The following is a 17,160-nucleotide window of genomic DNA, read 5'->3' as shown; positions in this document are numbered from 1 at the left end:
CATTGGCCTACAGTTTTTGTGCCGCCTCACGCAACAGGGTTTCGGTCGAGGCCCAGCCCAGGCAGCCGTCGGTAATCGACACACCGTATTTGAGTGCGCCCTTGCCCAGCGCCTGGCAGCCATCGAACAAGTGCCCTTCGATCATCACGCCGACCAGCGAACGGTCGCCGGCCAGGCGCTGCTCCAGCACCTCATTGAAGACCGCTGGCTGGCGCGCCGGGTCCTTGCCGCTGTTGGCGTGGCTGCAATCGACCATGATCCGTGCCTGCAGGCCGGCCTTGGCCAACGCCTGGCGGGCCATGGCGATGCTGTTGGCATCGTAGTTCGGGCCTTTGTGGCCGCCGCGCAGTACAAGGTGTGTGTCCGGGTTGCCCAAGGTCTCGATGATCGCCGGGTGGCCCTGTGCATCCATACCGAAGTGCCGGTGGGGGTGGGCAGCGCTGCGCATGGCGTCGCTGGCGATGGCGATGCCGCCGTCCGTACCGTTCTTGAAGCCGACCGGCAGTTCCAGGCCACTGACCATTTCGCGGTGGATTTGCGATTCGGTGGTGCGTGCGCCGATCGCCGCCCAAGCCAGCAGGTCATCGAAGTAGCCGGCGGCCATTGGTTGCAGCAACTCGGTAGCGATCGGCAGGCCGCGTTCGATCATGCTCAGCATCAGCCCGCGGGACAAAGCGATACCCGCGTGCATGTCGTCACTGCCATCGAGGTGCGGGTCGTAGGCCAGGCCTTTCCAGCCCACTGTAGTACGCGGTTTTTCGACGTAGGCGCGCATCACCAGCAGCAGCTTGTCGTTGACTTCGCGGCCAAGGGCGGCCAGGCGGTCGGCGTATTCCAGAGCCGCGCGTGGGTCATGGATCGAGCAGGGGCCGACGATGACCAGCAGGCGCGGGTCGCGGCCTTCGAGGATGTCGCGGATGGCCAGGCGATGGGCCTGGACTTGTTGGGCCAGTTCGCTGGACAGTGGCATCTGTTGCTTGAGCAGGTGCGGGCTGGGCAGGCGCTTGCTGACAGTGGTGTTGGCCGCTTGCGGCTGGGTCAGGGGCAGGGCGAGGCTGGAAGCGTGCATGGCGTTTTTCCCTGGGCGGACAGCGGGTTCAGGCCCGCATTGTCGGCCCTATCGAGGTGTTCGACAGATCGTTGAATTCGTATTGACTGCTGCATTGCCACCTGTGGAAGACCGATCGGAGGCGGCAGGCTGGCCCGAGCGGGGTTGGCTAAATCGCCAGGCAGAGGTGTTTGCGTAGTAATAAGTGGCGTAGTTCATGAATCTGTCCTCAACGTGAATCGGTGTTGGTCAAAGGCCTGAAAAGCAAAACCCCCGGTCGGGGAGCCGACCGGGGGTTTGAGTATTCTCATGTTCGGCGGCCCCTCGAAGGTGGACGCCGGATGGGTATCGGCGCCTAGTGGCTAAACCAATACCCAAAGTAATAGCTGGCAGGTGCCACGCAGCCGACAACGGCCAGCACAGGGCGCAGGCTGCGACCGGTGTGGTTGGCGTGGTTGCGGGTGTGTTTCGGCATGTTGCTCTCCAGTGAATGAGCCCGAGCTTACTTCAGTTCGCACGGGCCATTCAATGGATAAATGCTATGGGGTCAATCATTTGTTTTTGTACTGACTGGTTCAATGACCGTATCGCCCGACCAGGCTTTGAGCCCCCAGGGCGTGGCCTTGCAGCAGTTGCAGCAGGCCGCTGCGATCCAGCCCTTCAGGCAAGGTACCCAAGGGCAGGTCGGTGGCGATCAGGGTCAGTGCGTAATGATGGGGGTTGTCGCCGGCGGGTGGACAGGGGCCGCGGTAGCTGAGGGTGCCACGGGAGTTGCGGCCCACTGTCACGGATGGCCCGCTCAGCCCTGCCGTGCCTGCCTTGAGCCCATCCTGTTCGGGATCGATGTTGTAGGCAATCCAGTGCACCACACCAACGCCCTTGCCACCGTCCGGGTCGAACATGATCAGGGCCAGCGACCGCGTACCTGCGGGCAAGTTGTCCCAGCTCAGTTGCGGGGTCCGCTCTTCGCCGGCGCCGCATGCCGGGTCCGGGCCGACCTGTTGCAGGGCGATGACGCCGCCATCGGTGAATGACGAGGAACTGATCGACATCGCGCCTTGGTTGCCTGCGGCAGCTAACGCAGTACACGGCAGCAAAGCAGCGAACAGCCAGTGTCTGAGGTGCATGGTCAATCCTTGGCAGGGCGTCAGGGCTCAGTTTAGTCCAGCTCGGCTTCAGCGGCTGTCCTGGTCCTCGGCAGTGCCGCCGCTGGCACCGGCACCAGAGCCGGTGCCTTCGCCGGTATTGTTGGAGCCGCCAGCGGCACCGTCGGCGGCATCGGTGTTGCTGCCTGTGTCACTGCTGTCGTTACCTTTGCCGCTGCCGGGGCTGTTGACGCTGCTGCCTTCACCGACGGTCTTGCCGCCAGAGGGGTCGGTTTGCGGATGGCTGTCGGTATGGGTGTCGGTGGCGGCGAAGGCAGTGCCGGTGAGGCTGGTCAGGGCGAGCGCCAGGCACAGGGATAGCGGGCGAATGCGGATCATGGGACTTCTCCTTTGCGGATGATCAGTCATTCGTTTGGCTGGCGGCGGCTGGCGGGGTGCCTTCTGGGCGACGAGCGGCAAATTCTGAAGGGCTGTAAATCCCCGTCACACCCAAGGCCGCCCGCAGAAGGGAATGGGATCTGCTGTGGGAACGGCCTGGTAGCGCGATTGGGCCGCAGAGCGGCCCCTGCAATCATCAGGATGCCGACTGCTGTGCGGGCGCCGGGGTTTCGACTGGCTCCAGCGGCGGATGCTCCTGCGCTGCATGCATCAGGTCTTCGGTCACCCGCAGCTCGGCGCCAGTTGGCGAGAAGGTGGTCGACGCGGTGAACGGGGCAGGGTGCTCTGCTGCCGGGCGCTTGCCGCGGCGCCACATGAAGAAGCACACCATGGTCAGGTTGACCACGGCAAACGCCCAGAACAACCCGGCCTCACCAAACTCGGTCATCATCGGCGAAATGGCTACCGGTGCCATGGCCGAGCCCAGGGAGTTGATCAGCAGCAGGCCCTGGATCATCGGCACCAAGGCATCGGACGGCGCCCGATCGGCTGCATGGCTGACCGCTACCGGGTACAGGGTGAACACACCGCCCCCCAGCAGGAACAGCGTGGCCGGCAGCAGGAACGAGTCCGATGGCAGGAACACCGTTACAAGCGACAGGACAACGCACAACGCGGCAAGCGCGAGCAGCACATCAAGGCGGTCCTTGCGGTCGGACCAGCGCCCGACCGGGTATTGCAGCAGCATCGCGCCAAGGATCACCCAGGCCATCATGTTGCCGACCTCACCCACCTCCAGGCCGATGCGTTGCAGGTACAGTGGCAGCAGCGCATAGATGCCGGCAATCGCTACACCCGAGCCGAAGCAGCCGACCAGGCCCGACGGTGCCACACCCAGCAACTGGCGGGGCTTGAGGGGCTCGACCTGGTCCAGCAGCGGCGACACCCGCGGCAGGATCACGATCGGCAACACCGACAGGGCGGCCAGCACGCCGGCCAGCATGAACGGGGCGGTATCGCCTAGCTGGGTGATTTCGCCAAGGCCGGCCTGGGCGATCACCCCGGCGCCGTAGAAGGCGATCATGTACAGCGCCAGCAGGCGGCCACGAATTTTTGCGTCACCGGCCAGCAGCAGCCAGCTTTCGATCACCAGAAACACGCCGACTGCCGCCCAGCCGTTGATCAGGCGCAGCACCGACCACCAGGTGACCTCGTAGAACAACCCTTGCAGCAGGATGGTCACGGCGATCAGCGAGGCGAAGCTGGTATAGGCGCGGATGTGGCCGATGCGCAGGATCAGCCGGTCGTTGAAGATGGCGCCGAGGGTCAAGCCGATGAAGTAAGTCGACGAGACGATACCAATGGTAGTGGCAGACTCACCGGCGGCGCCCAGGCGCAGGGTGGTCAGGGAAGACATGAAGCCGTTGCCCAGGGCAATGATGAACAGCCCGAGCAGGGGCGCCAGCGCCATGGCCAGCAAACGCGGAGACATACGTACCTCTAGTTGGATGAGCGGAATGAGCACCTTCTCGGCGCGCACACCGGCTCGACCCGGCAAGGGGCGAGTGGCGACACGGATGCGACCTGGGCAAGACTCAACCGCTGGGCGCTATGGGAGATTGGCCGGGCGGGGAGGGTTGAGCCTACTTCACATGTGCGTTCATGTGTTCAGGCGCTGACTCTGTCATTGCTGCTGGTTGCCACCGTTCAAGGCGACGGGCGAAAAGGAAGCGGGATTCTACGGGCTTGGACGCTTTTGCCAAGGGGTATGGGTGTGCGACGAGACGCCGCAGTCTCAGCGCGACATGAACATGTCTTCCACAGACATTTTCGATGGATGCTCCTGCGTGCGGTGAGATCGGCACGGCAATCTTGCAGAGTGCTGCATAATGCTGACCACCCCACCAAGGAAGGCCTCCATGTTCGCGTCGCTGTTCGCAGTCCTGGCTCCGGTTTTCATCGTCGCCGGAATTGGCTTTGCCTGGGCCCGCAAGGGCCTGGATTACCCCACCGATTTCATCGCCCGGGTGGTGATGACCGTCGGTACCCCTTCGCTGGTGCTGTCTACCCTCAGTCGTACCGAGTTGAACCCGAATGCTTTTACCAGCATGGCCGTGGCCTGCTTGCTGTGCACCCTGGGGATGGCCTTGGCCGCTTTGCTCGTGGGGCGCGCGTCGGGCATGCACTGGCGGGTACTGCTGCCGGCGTTCATGTTCCCTAATACAGGCAACATGGGCCTGCCGATCAGTCTGTATGCCTTCGGTGAGCATGGCCTGGCGTTGGCCGTGGCATTTTTCCTGACCCTGTCCATCGTTCAGTTCACCATCGGCATGGCCATCTCCGGCACGGCGGCTTCGCTCAAGGCGCTGCTGCGCAACCCTATCGTCATCAGCCTGGCCGGCGCCATGCCCATCATATTTCTCGATTTCGAACTCCCGCGTTGGTTGGCCAACACCGTAGACCTGCTGGGCGGTATGACCATCCCGCTCATGTTGCTGACCTTGGGGGTATCACTGGCCAGCATTCGCCTGCGTCACGTGGGCAGCGGCATGCTGCTGGGCGGATTGCGCATTGGCCTGGGGGCTGCGGTGGGCTGGGCAGTGGGCGCGGTACTGGGTATGGACAGCCTGGAGCGTGCGGTGCTGATGGTGCAGTCGGCGATGCCGGTAGCCGTGTTCAACTACCTGATGGCGGTGCGGGCGAACCGTGAGCCAGAGCAGGTGGCGAACCTGGTGATGTGTTCTACGGTGCTGTCGTTTGCCTGGTTGCCGGTGGTGCTGGCTTGGTGGATGTAGGCCATTGGCAACGACAGCAATTTCCGTTGAGTCAATGCGCGCTGGTCGGCGGCCCAGGAACCAGGCTATGCGCAAGGCTCACAAGGCCTTGGCCAGAAACGCCGCCGTGCGGCTGTCGGTGCATGCCGCCACCACCTGCGGCGTGCCACTGACCACCACCTTGCCCCCGGCATCGCCAGCCCCCGGCCCGATATCGATCACCCAGTCGCTCTGCGCCACCACTCGCATGTCATGTTCGACCACCACCACGCTATGTCCGCTTTCTACCAGGCGGTTCAGCTGTACCAGCAGCCGGTCGATGTCCTGCGGGTGCAAGCCGTTGGTGGGTTCATCCAGCACATACAGGGTCGCCCCGCGGGCCATGCGCTGCAGTTCGGTCGCCAGCTTGATGCGCTGCGCTTCACCTCCGGACAGCTCGGTGGCCGGTTGGCCCAGACGCAAGTAGCCCAGGCCGATATCCTGTAGCACTTGCAGGCAACGGCGGGCAGGCGGTTGTTCGGCAAAAACCTGCAGGGCCTGGTCGACGGTCAACTGCAGCACTTGCGCGATGTTCATGCCTTGCCAGCTCACCGCCAGGGTTTCGGGGTTGTAGCGGGCACCCTGGCAGGTCGGGCAGGGCGCGTACACGCTGGGCATGAACAGCAACTCGACGCTGACGAAACCCTCACCCTCGCAGGTGGCGCACCGGCCCTTGGCAACGTTGAAGGAAAAGCGCCCGGCGTCGAAGCCCTGTGCCTTGGCCTGCTCGGTAGCCGCGAAGAGTTTGCGCACGTGGTCGAACAGGCCAGTGTAGGTGGCCAGGTTGGAGCGCGGCGTGCGGCCGATCGGCTTCTGGTCAACTTGCACCAGCCGCTTGATGCTGCCAAGCCCGGCGCTCACGTGGCCGCTGCTGGTCTGTTCAGGTTCGTCTTCCAGGCTTTGCGCTTCGGGCTCGCTACGCTGCTCGGCATGGCCCAGGTGTGCCCCCACCAGTTCCAGCAGGGCCTGGCTGACCAGGCTGGATTTGCCCGAGCCGGAAATACCGGTAACGGCGGTAAAGCAGCCCAGCGGAAATGCGGCGCTCAGGTTATCGAGGTTATTGCGTGTGATGCCTTCAAGCTTCAGCCAGTCGTGGGCCTGGCGGGGGGCGCGTGTGGCCTGTACCGGGGCATTGAACAGGTAGGTGCGGGTGTATGACTGTTGCACCTCGGCCAGGCCGGCAGGCGGCCCGCTGTAGAGGATGGTGCCACCGTGCTCGCCGGCAGCTGGCCCTACATCCACCAGCCAGTCGGCGCGGCGCATGGTGTCCAGGTCGTGCTCCACCACATACACCGAGTTGCCAGCCTGTTTCAGGCGCTGCAGGGCTTCGAACAGCGCTTCACTGTCGGCCGGGTGCAAGCCGGCCGACGGCTCGTCGAGTACGTAGACCACCCCAAACAGCTGCGAATTCAGCTGGGTGGCCAGGCGCAGGCGTTGCAGTTCACCGGAAGACAAGGTCGGTGTGCTGCGCTCCAGGGCCAGGTAACCGAGGCCGAGGTCAAGCAGCGTATCAATACGTTCCAGCAGCTCGTTGGCGATGCGTTGGGCCGCCAGGCGTTTTTCCAGGGTCAGCTCGTCCTGCTGTTGGGTCAGGTAGTCGGCTGCCGCCACCTTGCGGAACACCTCGGCCAGCGCCTGCAACGACAGGTGCGACAGTTCGGCGATGTCCAGCCCGGCGAAGGTCACGCCCAGCGCTTCGCGCTTCAGGCGTTTGCCCTGGCACAGCGGGCAGGGGCTGGGGCGCATGTACTGGGACACACGCTTGCGCATCTGCGCGCTCTGCGAGTGCATGAAAGTATGCAGCACGTAACGCCGGGCACCCATGAACGTGCCTTGATAGCTGGGCTCCAGTTTGCGCTTGAGGGCTTCGCGGGTCTGCGCCGGGGTCAGGCCGGCATACACGGGGGCGGTGGGCGTCTCTTCAGTGAACAGGATCCAGTCGCGTTGTGCCTGAGGCAGGTCGCGCCAAGGGATATCGACGTCATAGCCCAGCGTGACCAGGATGTCGCGCAGGTTCTGCCCTTGCCAGGCCATTGGCCACGCCGCTACCGCACGCTCACGGATGGTCAGCGACGGGTCGGGGACCATGGTCGCTTCGGTCACCTCGTAGACACGGCCCAGGCCATGGCATTGCGGGCAAGCGCCCTGGGGCGTGTTCGGAGAAAAGTCTTCGGCGTACAGCATCGCTTGCCCGGCCGGGTAGTGGCCAGCGCGGGAGTAGAGCATGCGGATCGAGCTGGACAAAGTGGTCACGCTACCCACCGAGGAACGTGCACTCGGCGTGCCGCGTTGCTGCTGCAGGGCCACCGCCGGCGGCAGCCCGTCGATGGCATCTACGTCCGGCACGCCAACCTGGTCGATCAGGCGCCGGGCATAGGGCGCCACCGATTCGAAATAACGCCGCTGGGCTTCGGCATACAGCGTGGAGAACGCCAGTGAAGACTTGCCCGAGCCGGACACGCCGGTGAACACCACCAAGGCATCGCGAGGAATATCGACATCGATGTTCTTCAGGTTGTGCTCGCGGGCGCCACGGACGCGGATGAAACCGCTTGGGGTGGTCGGGCTTGGAGGCATGAAGCAGTCCTTGTCTGAAGCTGAGCAGGGCGCTCAAGTTAACAGCAATTGCAGCGCCCTTGTGTGGGCAGCAGTCAAGGAACCTACCCGATGGAGCCAGTGGGGGGGCAGGGAGCCGGCTGTTTTCGCCTTGTCTGACTTCGTCTCAAGGCTTTTCATACCAACCCTAGCGGGTGCCCAGCACATCGCGGATGTTGTCCACCACGTTGTTGTCCTTGATCACGTCACTCAACCAGCCTTCCAACGGCATGTTGCCCCACTTGATCGCACGCTCGATCAGGTAGGGTACCGGGCTTTGCGGTTCGCTCTGTTTGAAGTACTGGGCGATGCCCGCAAGCATGGTGAATGCCTCGTCGCGGGTCAGCGGGGTGGTGCGCAGGGCTGCAGGCGCGGTCGTCGGGGGCGTGGCATTCATCGGTTCACCTGCTTTGTGGAGGTTGGCGCCCGTGGCCTGTGGCTGTGCTTCCTCCGGGATGGCGGGGTGTAGCTCTACGCCGCGGTCCTTGAGCAGTTTTTCCGCCAGTTGGCTGGCACGCGAAAGCATGTCGGCAAGGCTGGCAAAGCTGGGCGCCTCGTGGCCGAACAAGCGGTCGGCGCTGGCCTGCAGGCGTTTGCATGCATTCAGGCTGGTAGCGATCTGCTGGGCCTTGGCGCGCAGGTAATCGGTGTCGGTAAGCGCTACCGAGCGCTGGAAGATCTCGGCGTTGATCTTGCCTTCGTTCAGCGCTGTCTGCATCGCCTTGGGGTTTTGCAAGGCGAGGTTTTCTACATGGCGTGATTCGTCATAGCGCAACACGCCGAAATTCTGCCCCTGGATAATGGGCAAGCCACCGGCAATGTCGGTGAGCGTGGTCTTCAGCCAGGACAGTCGCGCCGCGCGCTCGTCCAGGCCGTCTTCGAGCGTTGGGTACAGCGTTTCCCAGAACGCAACCAGGAGCTGTTCGGTCAGCTCAAGGCCAAAGGTGATGCCTTCGAAGTGTTCACGCTGGGCCAGCCCCTCGCAGAGCCAGGCCACCAGCATCAGGTCTTTGCTTTGCTGCGCAAGCCCCTGAGCCGACAGGTTGATCACCTGCTCCCAGTCGGCAGTCTTCAAGTCGGTTTGCCAGTCGCCCTGGGTGAGGTAGTCAGGGTCCGCCCGGCGTGCCTCCTTGATCTGGTCGAACAAGGCAGAGAAGCTCAAGTCTTCGCCACTGCCACCCTCGATAGGGGCGACCAGTGTGGCCAGCGAGAGGTCATTGAGAATTTCAGGCATAGAACACTCTGGACATGGCTAATGAACAGCGCGCCAGAAAACCTGGCGCGCTGCGGAACACAGGCCGCCGAAGCGGCCCATGGTCTGGCACGTGCTTAGGCACACACTTTGTTCTTGGTGCGGTCCCAGCCACCTACGATGTTGCCGCCAGCCTGGCCGTCGGTGCGGTTCTGCTGGGTGTAGGTGGTTTTGATGCGGGCAAAGTTGAAGCTGATTTCCTCAACTGGCAGGTCACTGACCGACTTGTCTTCACCATTCTGGTTGCCACCGGCGACAAACCTGACCGAAGAGACCACCACTTCTTGCATCTCGATAGTCAGGTAGGTGACCTTGTCGCCACCGGCGCGGTTCACGTTCAGCGTCAGTTTGGAGATGTGCTTGCCGGTGCAGCAGTGTTCGAACAGTTTGGCCGATGCCTTGTCGACTGCCTTGCGGATCTTGAAGTCGCTCAGGGCAACGCGCTCGGAGGACGCACCGCCCGAGGAGCTGGCGGTTGCCGACGTAGCCTGGGTGGCGCCGTACTCGTAGCCCAGCACTTCGATCCAGTCCTTGTGTTTTTCATCCAGTACTTCGCCTGGGATGCCGTCGATTTGGATATACGCGTCAAATGCCATTGTGAAACTCTCCATTAACAACATGTAAAGGGTTGCTCATGCGCCCCTTGGTTTTGACCTCGCCGGGCGCGCCGGCAGAGGTAGCTTGCCGCCGCCCGGGCCTCATCCTGTGAGGCCCCGGCGACCGGTTATTGTGGCGTGGCTCAGTTAAGCCCACGCACTTCGATTTCCACCCGGCGGTTGGGCTCCAGGCACTTGATCAACTGCGTTCGCGGTTGTTGCATGTCGCAGTTGACCAATGGCTTGCGGCTGCCTTCGCCCTGCGCGACCACCAGCTCGGCAGGTACGCCTTTGCCAACCAGATAGGTGCGGATGGTTTGTGCCCGTTGTTTCGAAACCTGCAGATTGCTCTGCCTGTCACCCAGTTGGTCGGCGTGCCCCGAGATGATGATCTTGCCGATATTTGGCGTGTTCAGCAGCTTGCTGGCAATTGCGCTCAGCTGGTTCTGGCCTTCGTTTTTCAGGCTCTGGAAGTCGGCGCGGCCGAAGGCGAACAGGGTGTCGGATTCCAGCGTGATGGTCTCGATCGCGCGCAGTGACTGGGCTCGAAGGCTATCGATGTAGTTGCGCGAACTGGACATCAGGAAGGCGTTGTCGAGAATGCGCGGTACATCTGGTTCACGAATCTGGTCGCTGTAGAACGTGATCTGGCGGCTGGCGTACAGGTAGTCCTGGTTGCCACCGGCCTCGCTGCCAGCGGCGGCCATGCTGTTGCCGGTATGGCGGGCGATGGCCGGGTACCAGTAGTCCGGCAGGTGCGCCTTGAGAAACGCCGGGTCGGCATGCTCGCGCTGGCCCGGAGAAAGCATCACATAAGTGTCCAGGGCCGCCTTTCCGAAATTGGCGATCGACTGGGCGCGGTTGTCATGGGGCAGGGCCTCGGCCTCTACGCTGTCAATGCCGCTCACTGGCTGCAGCTCACGGGTGTTGCGCTGGTAGACCTTGAGCGTGGTCAGCAGGTACAGGGTGCGGGTCAGATTATCGGCCGTGGGCTTTAGCATCACATTCTGCAACGTGGCGAAGTAGCGGTCGCGCAGCAGCGGCTCGACCTCATGGCCCTGGTACAGGCCCAGGCGCATGCCGAGGGGCACGCCCTTTGCGTGGTGTTGCTCATGGTAGTGAGCAGCCCAGAAGCGCAAGCGGTCGAGGCTTCGCCAGGCGGTATACTGGTCGCTGGCCGCCTGGTCGTCGGCCTTGGCCTGGGCCAGTTCGCTGGCAATGCTGGCCAGGGTGGCGCGGTTGTTCAGGTACGACCAGCCCCACAGGCTGCACAGCACCAGTGCCGCGAGGCCGGCTGCGCCAACCCACCCGGCCTTGCGCCGGCGTTCACGGTGGTTGCTGGTGTAAAGCGCCACCAAATGCTGGTCGGGAATGATCACTTTGCGGAACAGGCTGTTGATGAACAGCGGCGCCGGCTGGCTGCCGGCAGTGCCCGTACCTTCTGCGTGTTCGAGCGCGAAGCGTTCGGCCACATGCTGGCCGTGGCAACCCCACTGAGCCTCGTCTGCCTGCAGCGCCGCGGTGAAATAGAAACCGCGCAGCATTTCGGCATTCTGGTAAGGGTTGGCACGCAGCAGGCTGTCGACGAACTGATGCAGGCGCGGCTTGAGCGCGGCCAGCTCCAGCGGGAAGCGGTAGGCAGCGTCGTTCCGCCGGGTGACTTGTATGTCCTGCTGCACCAGCTGCTGGCTCGCCATCTGCCCCCAGTAACGGGTCAGCTCGTCCATCGCAATGCTGAAGCGCTGGCCCCAGTCGGCTTGCTCGTAACCCTTGTGAGAGAAGGTTTTACCCATCACTTCACCACGAGCCGCGTCGTCCAGTTGGCGATAGAACGCGGTGAAACCAGGGATCAGGTCGCACTTGGTGAACACCAGGTAGATTGGCAGGCGCACTTCCAGCAGCGCGCAGCTTTCCTGAATGCGTTCGCGCAGGCGCTTGGCCACGCGCTCCTGGTCTTCGACCGAGCCATGCAGGATATCGGCGATGCTGACGCTGACGATCAAGCCGTTAAGGGGACGGCGCTGGCGGTGCTGGCGCAGCAGTTGCAAAAAGCCGCGCCACTTGCCGGCTTCCTCGGGGCTGTTCATGTAACGCCCGGCAGTGTCCAGCAGTACCGCTTCAGAGCTGAAGAACCAGTCGCAGTTGCGTGTGCCGCCCAGGCCCGCGACCCGCACGCCTTCGCGCTCGGCATAGGGGAAGTTCAGGCCCGACTGCAGGATCATCGTGCTCTTGCCGGCGGCAGGCTGGCCAATGACCAGGTACCAGGGCAGGGCATACAACGCATCCTTGGTCGAGGTACCGCGCGGCTTGTTGCTGTGCAGGCGCTCGATGCTCTGCAGCAGGCGCTCGCGCAACAGGCTGACTTCTTCCCGGTCGGCCGGGGCTGCACTGAGTACGGCCTGGTCGGCGTCGTCGCGCAGCAGGCCTTCAAGGTTGTGGTGCTGACCCACTCCGCGGTACAGCAGCAGTACATAGCCCGCCGACAGCAGCAGAAACACGCCGATCCCGGCCAGCAGGCTGTGCAGCGAGGCGAAGCCGAAGGCTCGGCCGATGGCCCAGACCAGGAAGATCGCCAGGAAGAACGCCACGCCCAGCAGGTAGGGTTGGTAGCGCAGGTAGTAGTACTTGAGCTTGTTCATACAGGCGTCGCATCCAGTGCATCGACGAACTGGTCGATGACATGTTCAAGGGGGCGGTCGTAATCGTGCAGCCGTGGCACCGTTGTCAGCGGGCTGAGCAACTCCAGGTGCTGGCGCGGGTCGGCACAGCCACTGAGCAGGCGGTAGGCACAACTGGCGTGGCGCGCCGGGAAGCAATACAGCTGCGGGTGCATGAAGTCGTCGGCCAACAGGCTCACTGCCGGCAGCTCTCGGTGTTCGCTCATGCGGGCCAGCCAGGTCAGCCACAGGTCGGCAGTGGGGTTTTTAAGGCCACGTTCGGCCGGCAACGGCAATTCGATGCCGCCTGCAAAGTCGCCCTGCAGCGAGGCACGGCCGAGCTGCAGGTGGGCGAGGGCAGTGGCACTGTCGAAACCAGGCCAGGACCCATGAAGGGCACGGGCCACATCCGCGAAGCTGAAATCATGCAGGAACTTGGCGTGCACCCGGCGGAACAGGTCCAGGTCCTGGCGCTGCAGCGGGCGCAAGGCCTTGATCCGTTCGAACAGGCGGGTGCAGTCGGCGCCTTGCACGGCCTGGTGCAGCATCGGCTTGATCTGCGCGCTGAACAGCTCGCCAAGCGTGAACGGGTTGACCAGCCCAGTATTGTCATCGCCCTTGAGCAACTGGAAGATGAAGAACGGGTAGCGCCGCTGGCTGGCATCGCGTGAGCTGAGCAGGCCACCCAGTAGCCAGTTGCCGTTGCGTGCGCGGTAGGTGAAAAAACACATCGGCAGCGCGTCGAACAACGCCTGCCAGTCATCGCGGTAGCGCATGGCTGCCAGCGATGACTGCAACCAGGCGTCGAACTCGCAGACTTCTTCCGCCGCCCCATGCAGGCTGACGAAATCTGCGCTCGACGGCAGCTTGCCGAAGCAACCGATCATTGCGCGCCCCTGCTGTTGAGGGCGCTCAGGGCCTTGACGTCACCCAGATCGGTCAGCTTGACCCCACCGAAATTGCGCACGACAAGGCTTACGCGGCCGCTGGCGGTGTTCCAGCTGAAGCGTTGCTGAATGCCGTCAAGGTCGTCGACCCGAGCGCTCTCGTTCATGCGCAGCAGGCCCCACCGCCCAGGGAAGTCGAACACGGTGACCCGTGTGCCGCTCAGGGTGACGACGTCCAGGCGCGCGCCCGGAGCGTTGCTGTTGCCCGGCCAGGCGAAGCGGTTCCAGCTGCTGCGGCCGTTGCGGTAGTGCTGCTCCTGGCCATCGAGGGTGAAGACGATGTCGGTGAAGTTGGCTGAAGGCTCCAGCATGATTTCGAAGCCGTTGTCACGGTCCGACAGGCTGGCGATCACCTGGCCCACGGAGCTGGCCTTGTCGATGCTGTTGAGCATGCCAGGGTTGACCAGCGCCGGCCCCTTGCCATCGCCCACACCCAGACCTTCGCCACCGGCCAGGTTGCCGATTTCGTTGCGCTTGAAGGCCGGCAGCAGCCCGCTGTCGGGATCCACGAAGCGTTGCAGGTCTTTCACCGAAGCCTCGTTGCGGCTGCTGCCGGCAATCGGGTAACGGTGTGCCATCACCTGCTCCCAGGGCTTGGCGATCTGCTGCGCCCAGGCCTTGGCGATCTGCTGGCCGGCCGGATCGCGCAGGGTCGCCCAGGCATACTGGATGGGCAGGCTGAACAGCCCCTGCAGCGAGCGCGACAGGCCATCCTGGCTGGTGTCGACGCTGCTTTCCACGTAGTTGCGCACGGTAGTGATTTCGCTCGGCTGGCCTTCCAGGGTCTCGCTGATCAACTGTTTGCTGCTCTTGCCCACATCCTGCGAGCGCTGGATGTTGTTCATGCGTACCTTGAGCTTGCGCAAGGCGGCCAGGTAGCGGTCCATGATGGTGCTGTCGGCGCCTTCGGCGTTGTTTTCGGCGAACACCCGCGCCACCGGCTCGAAGCGCTTGGCCAGGCTACCGTCGTCCACCGCCGGCAGGACCGGGGCGACGTTGGCGGGCAGGGTGTCGTTGGCGTCGAACAGACCGGTGACCTTGCTCCAGAAACCATCATCGCGGGTGTTGCCGGGGGCCGGGATGGCTTGCTTGACCGGCAGGTCCCACCGGGTATTGTCGTTGACCGCCTGCAACAGGTTCTTCACGGGTGAGTTCTGCACGTCGCTCAGCAGCCCCAATTGCCGGGTCGCCGAGGCCAGGTCGGCGAAGTGGCGCACGCCAACGCTGCTGACCATCTTGTACCAGGCCTGGGTGTAGTCGCGCTTGTAGCGGGTCATGAACTCGCGCACGAAGTTGGCCTTCTGCACGATGGCATCGCCACCTTCGCCGTCCAGCACCCAGTCCGATTCGTTGCGCAGGTTGCCCGACACCAGCTTGATCAGCTCGGGCTTGACGAAGGTGTCCCAGCCCTGGCGGGTGTAGATCGCCGGCACGCCAGCGGTTCCATACAGCAGCGCGCGGCCCGGTTGCGGGACCAGGTCGTTGAGGTTCAGTGCCGGGAACTGTCGGCTCGACTCGAGCTGCAGGCGCAGGTACTCGCGATCGACCAGCGAGCTGGAAATCATGAACGACTTGAGGTTCTGCCGGGTTTCGTTGATCAGCTGTTCGTTGCGCGGCAACGACGGCGCCTGGCCCTGTTCCAGCAACTGCACGTACAGCAGGGCATTTTCCGCGATCACGCCTTCGTCGGCCGCGGTGCCTTCGGCGGCGGCGCTGGCCCAGGCCTGGGGCAGGCTGGCAGCGACGAAGGCCGGGTCTGGATGGCCCTGGGGCTCGGTCAGCAACAGGTACAGCTTGAGGGTGTTGTAGGCCTCGATGATCGACGCCACCTGCTGCTCGTCGAGGCGCCCGAGCATTTCTTCGGACAGTGACAGCCCACCGGTGGCGGCGGACAGCTCGGCGCCATCGCTGGCAGTGGCGAGGTTGACCTTGGCGGCATAGGCGCCAGCACGGGTGTTGCCCAGCGCGGCCTTTGCCCTGGCTGCAACGGCAGGGGCCAGCGGCTTGCCATTGCGTTTCTTCGGCAGCGGGGCCGGGGTGAATTCCAGCTCCTGGTTGATACCGTTGGCGAAGGTGTTGAACGCCCGCATCTGCACTTGCAGGTTGCGTGCGATCGGTTCCAGCGCCTGGCTGCGCAGCTGCGCCAGGTAGGCGCTGCGGGTCACCTGGTGAATCGCCTCACCTTGGTACAGGCCACCACCCAGCTGCAAGGGCACTCCCTGCAGGCGATGGGCTTCGACGTTGGCCATCTGTTCACGCAGCACTTCCAGGCCCTTGCCTGCGGCCAGCTGCTGCTCGCGGTCTGCTGCCTGCTCGATGTGCGCCAGCTGCCCGCGCAGGCTGTCCAGCCACTGACGGTTATTGGCGAACGACAGCGCTTGCCAACCGATGAACAGCAACCCGGTGGCGGCGGCCAGGCCCAGTAGCAGCGGGCTGAACGCAGCCTGGCGGCCCAGGCGCGACTGGTAAAGGATCAGGTCGCGGTCGGGGAAGATCACCTGGCGGAAGGTGTCGGTGATGAAGTAGCTGCGGTTGCCCAGGGCCTTGCCGACGTGCCCGGCCTGCTCATCGTAGGCGGCCTGCAGGGAGAATTCGTCGGCGATGACGTCTTCATAGACCTGCCCCAGTTGCTGCCCGTTCTGCAGTGCACTGGTGAAGTACAGGCCACGTAGCAGCAGCGGGGCACCGCCGCGATGGCCGCGGGTGAAGTGTTCGAGGAATTGCTCGAGCACACCGCTGAGGGCCGCGAAGTACTGTGGGAAATTCAGCAGGGTGCTGTCGGCTTCGGCACCGAGGGCGATCATCTGCGCGTCGACGTGCTGGCGAATATGAGCTTGCAGCTTCTTCAGGCGCGTCTGCAGCACCGCGTGCAGGCCGTTGGTGCGGATTTCCGAAAGGCCAAAGGTCATGCCCAGCGGCTGCTGGCGATCGTGCAGGTCGAGGCCGTCGAAAGCCTGGCTGAAGCCCGGCAACTGGTCGGTCTTGCTCAGCATCAGGTAAACCGGCGGGTTGGCATCAAGGCATTCGGCGTATTCTTCCACCCGTGCCACCAGCTGGGCCGCGAGGGCATTGCGCTCATCGCTGTTGGCCGCCAGCAGCTCGGGCAGGCTGACCACCAGGACCAGGCCATTGATCGCCGCTTTGCCGCGTTGCTTACGCAGCATGCGCAGAAAGGCCGAGAACTCGCTGGCCGACTGGTCGTCGCGCAGGTAGCGCCCGGCGGTGTCGATCATCACGGCGTCGGGGCTGAAGTACCAGTCGCAGTGCTGGGTACCGCTTTCACTGTCGTTGGCCGTAGCGATACTGGCCGACAGACCGGAATGGGTCAGCAGCGAGGTCTTGCCGGCTGCCGACATGCCGACCACCAGGTACCAGGGCAGGTCGGACAGCGCCGCCTTGCCGCCGCCACCCGCGGAGCGGTCGGTGCGCAGCATGGCGATGGCGTGCTTCAGGCGCTCACGCAGCACCTGCTGGTCACGGAACTCGCCAGTGGCATTCCACGAGCGGTCGACCTCGATCTGCAGCAGGTTCTCCAGGTTGTGTTCGGCGCGAATGCGCTGGTATTGGCGCAGCACGATTACCAGCAGGAAGCAGGCACTGATGATTGCCAGCGCTTCAGGCACGTGATGACGCAGCCACGGCACCAGCGGTGCGGCCAGCCAGCAAATCAACAGGCTAGCCAGCCACAGCAATGGCAGCAGCACCCAGAAACTTTTCAACAGACGCAGTAATGTTTTCATGTCTTCCTGACTCGGCTACCTGGTATGT

The 17,160-nt window shown here is 63.8% G+C and carries 11 protein-coding genes; 1 reads left to right on the top strand and 10 read right to left on the bottom strand.

The window, feature by feature from the left end; all coding sequences use genetic code 11:
• Positions 1 to 7 precede the first annotated feature (7 nt).
• From ACYCCG_RS08980 to ACYCCG_RS08965, 4 genes are all read right to left on the bottom strand, one after another.
• Positions 8 to 1,069, bottom strand: coding sequence for a 3-deoxy-7-phosphoheptulonate synthase (locus tag ACYCCG_RS08980; protein WP_176684552.1), 1,062 nt, complete (start codon positions 1,067 to 1,069; stop codon positions 8 to 10).
• A gap of 554 nt (positions 1,070 to 1,623) precedes the next feature.
• Positions 1,624 to 2,175, bottom strand: coding sequence for a YbhB/YbcL family Raf kinase inhibitor-like protein (locus tag ACYCCG_RS08975; protein ID WP_176684551.1), 552 nt, complete (start codon positions 2,173 to 2,175; stop codon positions 1,624 to 1,626).
• Between the two features lie 48 nt (positions 2,176 to 2,223).
• Positions 2,224 to 2,532, bottom strand: a complete 309-nt coding sequence (locus ACYCCG_RS08970) for a hypothetical protein (protein ID WP_176684550.1) — start codon at positions 2,530 to 2,532, stop codon at positions 2,224 to 2,226.
• A 196-nt stretch (positions 2,533 to 2,728) separates the two neighbouring features.
• On the bottom strand, positions 2,729 to 4,024 hold the full coding sequence (locus ACYCCG_RS08965; RefSeq protein WP_209966253.1) for an MFS transporter: 1,296 nt from the start codon (positions 4,022 to 4,024) through the stop codon (positions 2,729 to 2,731).
• Between the two features lie 427 nt (positions 4,025 to 4,451).
• On the opposite strand from ACYCCG_RS08965, the gene ACYCCG_RS08960 reads away from it, so the two are divergent.
• The gene (locus ACYCCG_RS08960) at positions 4,452 to 5,327 is read left to right on the top strand and encodes an AEC family transporter (protein ID WP_209966251.1); all 876 of its coding nucleotides are present in this window, start codon (positions 4,452 to 4,454) and stop codon (positions 5,325 to 5,327) included.
• A gap of 78 nt (positions 5,328 to 5,405) precedes the next feature.
• Here ACYCCG_RS08960 and ACYCCG_RS08955 read toward each other — a convergent pair whose 3' ends face one another.
• The 6 genes from ACYCCG_RS08955 to ACYCCG_RS08930 all read right to left on the bottom strand — a co-directional run bounded on the left by ACYCCG_RS08955 (position 5,406) and on the right by ACYCCG_RS08930 (position 17,132).
• Positions 5,406 to 7,922, bottom strand: a complete 2,517-nt coding sequence (locus tag ACYCCG_RS08955) for an excinuclease ABC subunit UvrA (protein ID WP_459670080.1) — start codon at positions 7,920 to 7,922, stop codon at positions 5,406 to 5,408.
• A 166-nt stretch (positions 7,923 to 8,088) separates the two neighbouring features.
• Positions 8,089 to 9,174, bottom strand: a complete 1,086-nt coding sequence (tssA, locus tag ACYCCG_RS08950) for a type VI secretion system protein TssA (RefSeq protein WP_252460940.1) — start codon at positions 9,172 to 9,174, stop codon at positions 8,089 to 8,091.
• A 95-nt stretch (positions 9,175 to 9,269) separates the two neighbouring features.
• A complete protein-coding gene (locus ACYCCG_RS08945) occupies positions 9,270 to 9,788 on the bottom strand; it encodes an Hcp family type VI secretion system effector (RefSeq protein ID WP_252460942.1) in 519 nt (172 codons plus the stop codon).
• 143 nt (positions 9,789 to 9,931) lie between these two features.
• On the bottom strand, positions 9,932 to 12,427 hold the full coding sequence (gene tssM, locus ACYCCG_RS08940) for a type VI secretion system membrane subunit TssM (protein ID WP_339534493.1): 2,496 nt from the start codon (positions 12,425 to 12,427) through the stop codon (positions 9,932 to 9,934).
• Complete coding sequence (tagF, locus tag ACYCCG_RS08935; protein WP_176684545.1) at positions 12,424 to 13,332, bottom strand: type VI secretion system-associated protein TagF; 909 nt, start codon at positions 13,330 to 13,332, stop codon at positions 12,424 to 12,426. The genes tssM and tagF overlap by 4 nt, the downstream gene beginning before the upstream one ends.
• Entirely contained in the window at positions 13,329 to 17,132 is a 3,804-nt protein-coding gene (locus ACYCCG_RS08930) for a type VI secretion protein IcmF/TssM N-terminal domain-containing protein (protein ID WP_459670078.1), read from the bottom strand. The genes tagF and ACYCCG_RS08930 overlap by 4 nt, the downstream gene beginning before the upstream one ends.
• Positions 17,133 to 17,160 lie beyond the last annotated feature (28 nt).

It is taken from the genome of Pseudomonas sp. VEM90, from assembly GCF_054611535.1.
The sequence above is the reverse complement of the archived record's forward strand: the minus strand, read 5'-3'. Positions and strand labels throughout refer to the sequence as shown.

Excerpts from the sequence above, each read along its gene's own strand:
- ACYCCG_RS08980 (WP_176684552.1), bottom strand. The coding sequence starts at position 1,069 with ATGCACGCTTCCAGCCTCGCCCTGCCCCTGACCCAGCCGCAAGCGGCC.
- ACYCCG_RS08975 (WP_176684551.1), bottom strand. The coding sequence starts at position 2,175 with ATGCACCTCAGACACTGGCTGTTCGCTGCTTTGCTGCCGTGTACTGCG.
- ACYCCG_RS08970 (WP_176684550.1), bottom strand. The coding sequence starts at position 2,532 with ATGATCCGCATTCGCCCGCTATCCCTGTGCCTGGCGCTCGCCCTGACC.
- ACYCCG_RS08965 (WP_209966253.1), bottom strand. The coding sequence starts at position 4,024 with ATGTCTCCGCGTTTGCTGGCCATGGCGCTGGCGCCCCTGCTCGGGCTG.
- ACYCCG_RS08960 (WP_209966251.1), top strand. The coding sequence starts at position 4,452 with ATGTTCGCGTCGCTGTTCGCAGTCCTGGCTCCGGTTTTCATCGTCGCC.
- ACYCCG_RS08955 (WP_459670080.1), bottom strand. The coding sequence starts at position 7,922 with ATGCCTCCAAGCCCGACCACCCCAAGCGGTTTCATCCGCGTCCGTGGC.
- tssA (WP_252460940.1), bottom strand. The coding sequence starts at position 9,174 with ATGCCTGAAATTCTCAATGACCTCTCGCTGGCCACACTGGTCGCCCCT.
- ACYCCG_RS08945 (WP_252460942.1), bottom strand. The coding sequence starts at position 9,788 with ATGGCATTTGACGCGTATATCCAAATCGACGGCATCCCAGGCGAAGTA.
- tssM (WP_339534493.1), bottom strand. The coding sequence starts at position 12,427 with ATGAACAAGCTCAAGTACTACTACCTGCGCTACCAACCCTACCTGCTG.
- tagF (WP_176684545.1), bottom strand. The coding sequence starts at position 13,332 with ATGATCGGTTGCTTCGGCAAGCTGCCGTCGAGCGCAGATTTCGTCAGC.
- ACYCCG_RS08930 (WP_459670078.1), bottom strand. The coding sequence starts at position 17,132 with ATGAAAACATTACTGCGTCTGTTGAAAAGTTTCTGGGTGCTGCTGCCA.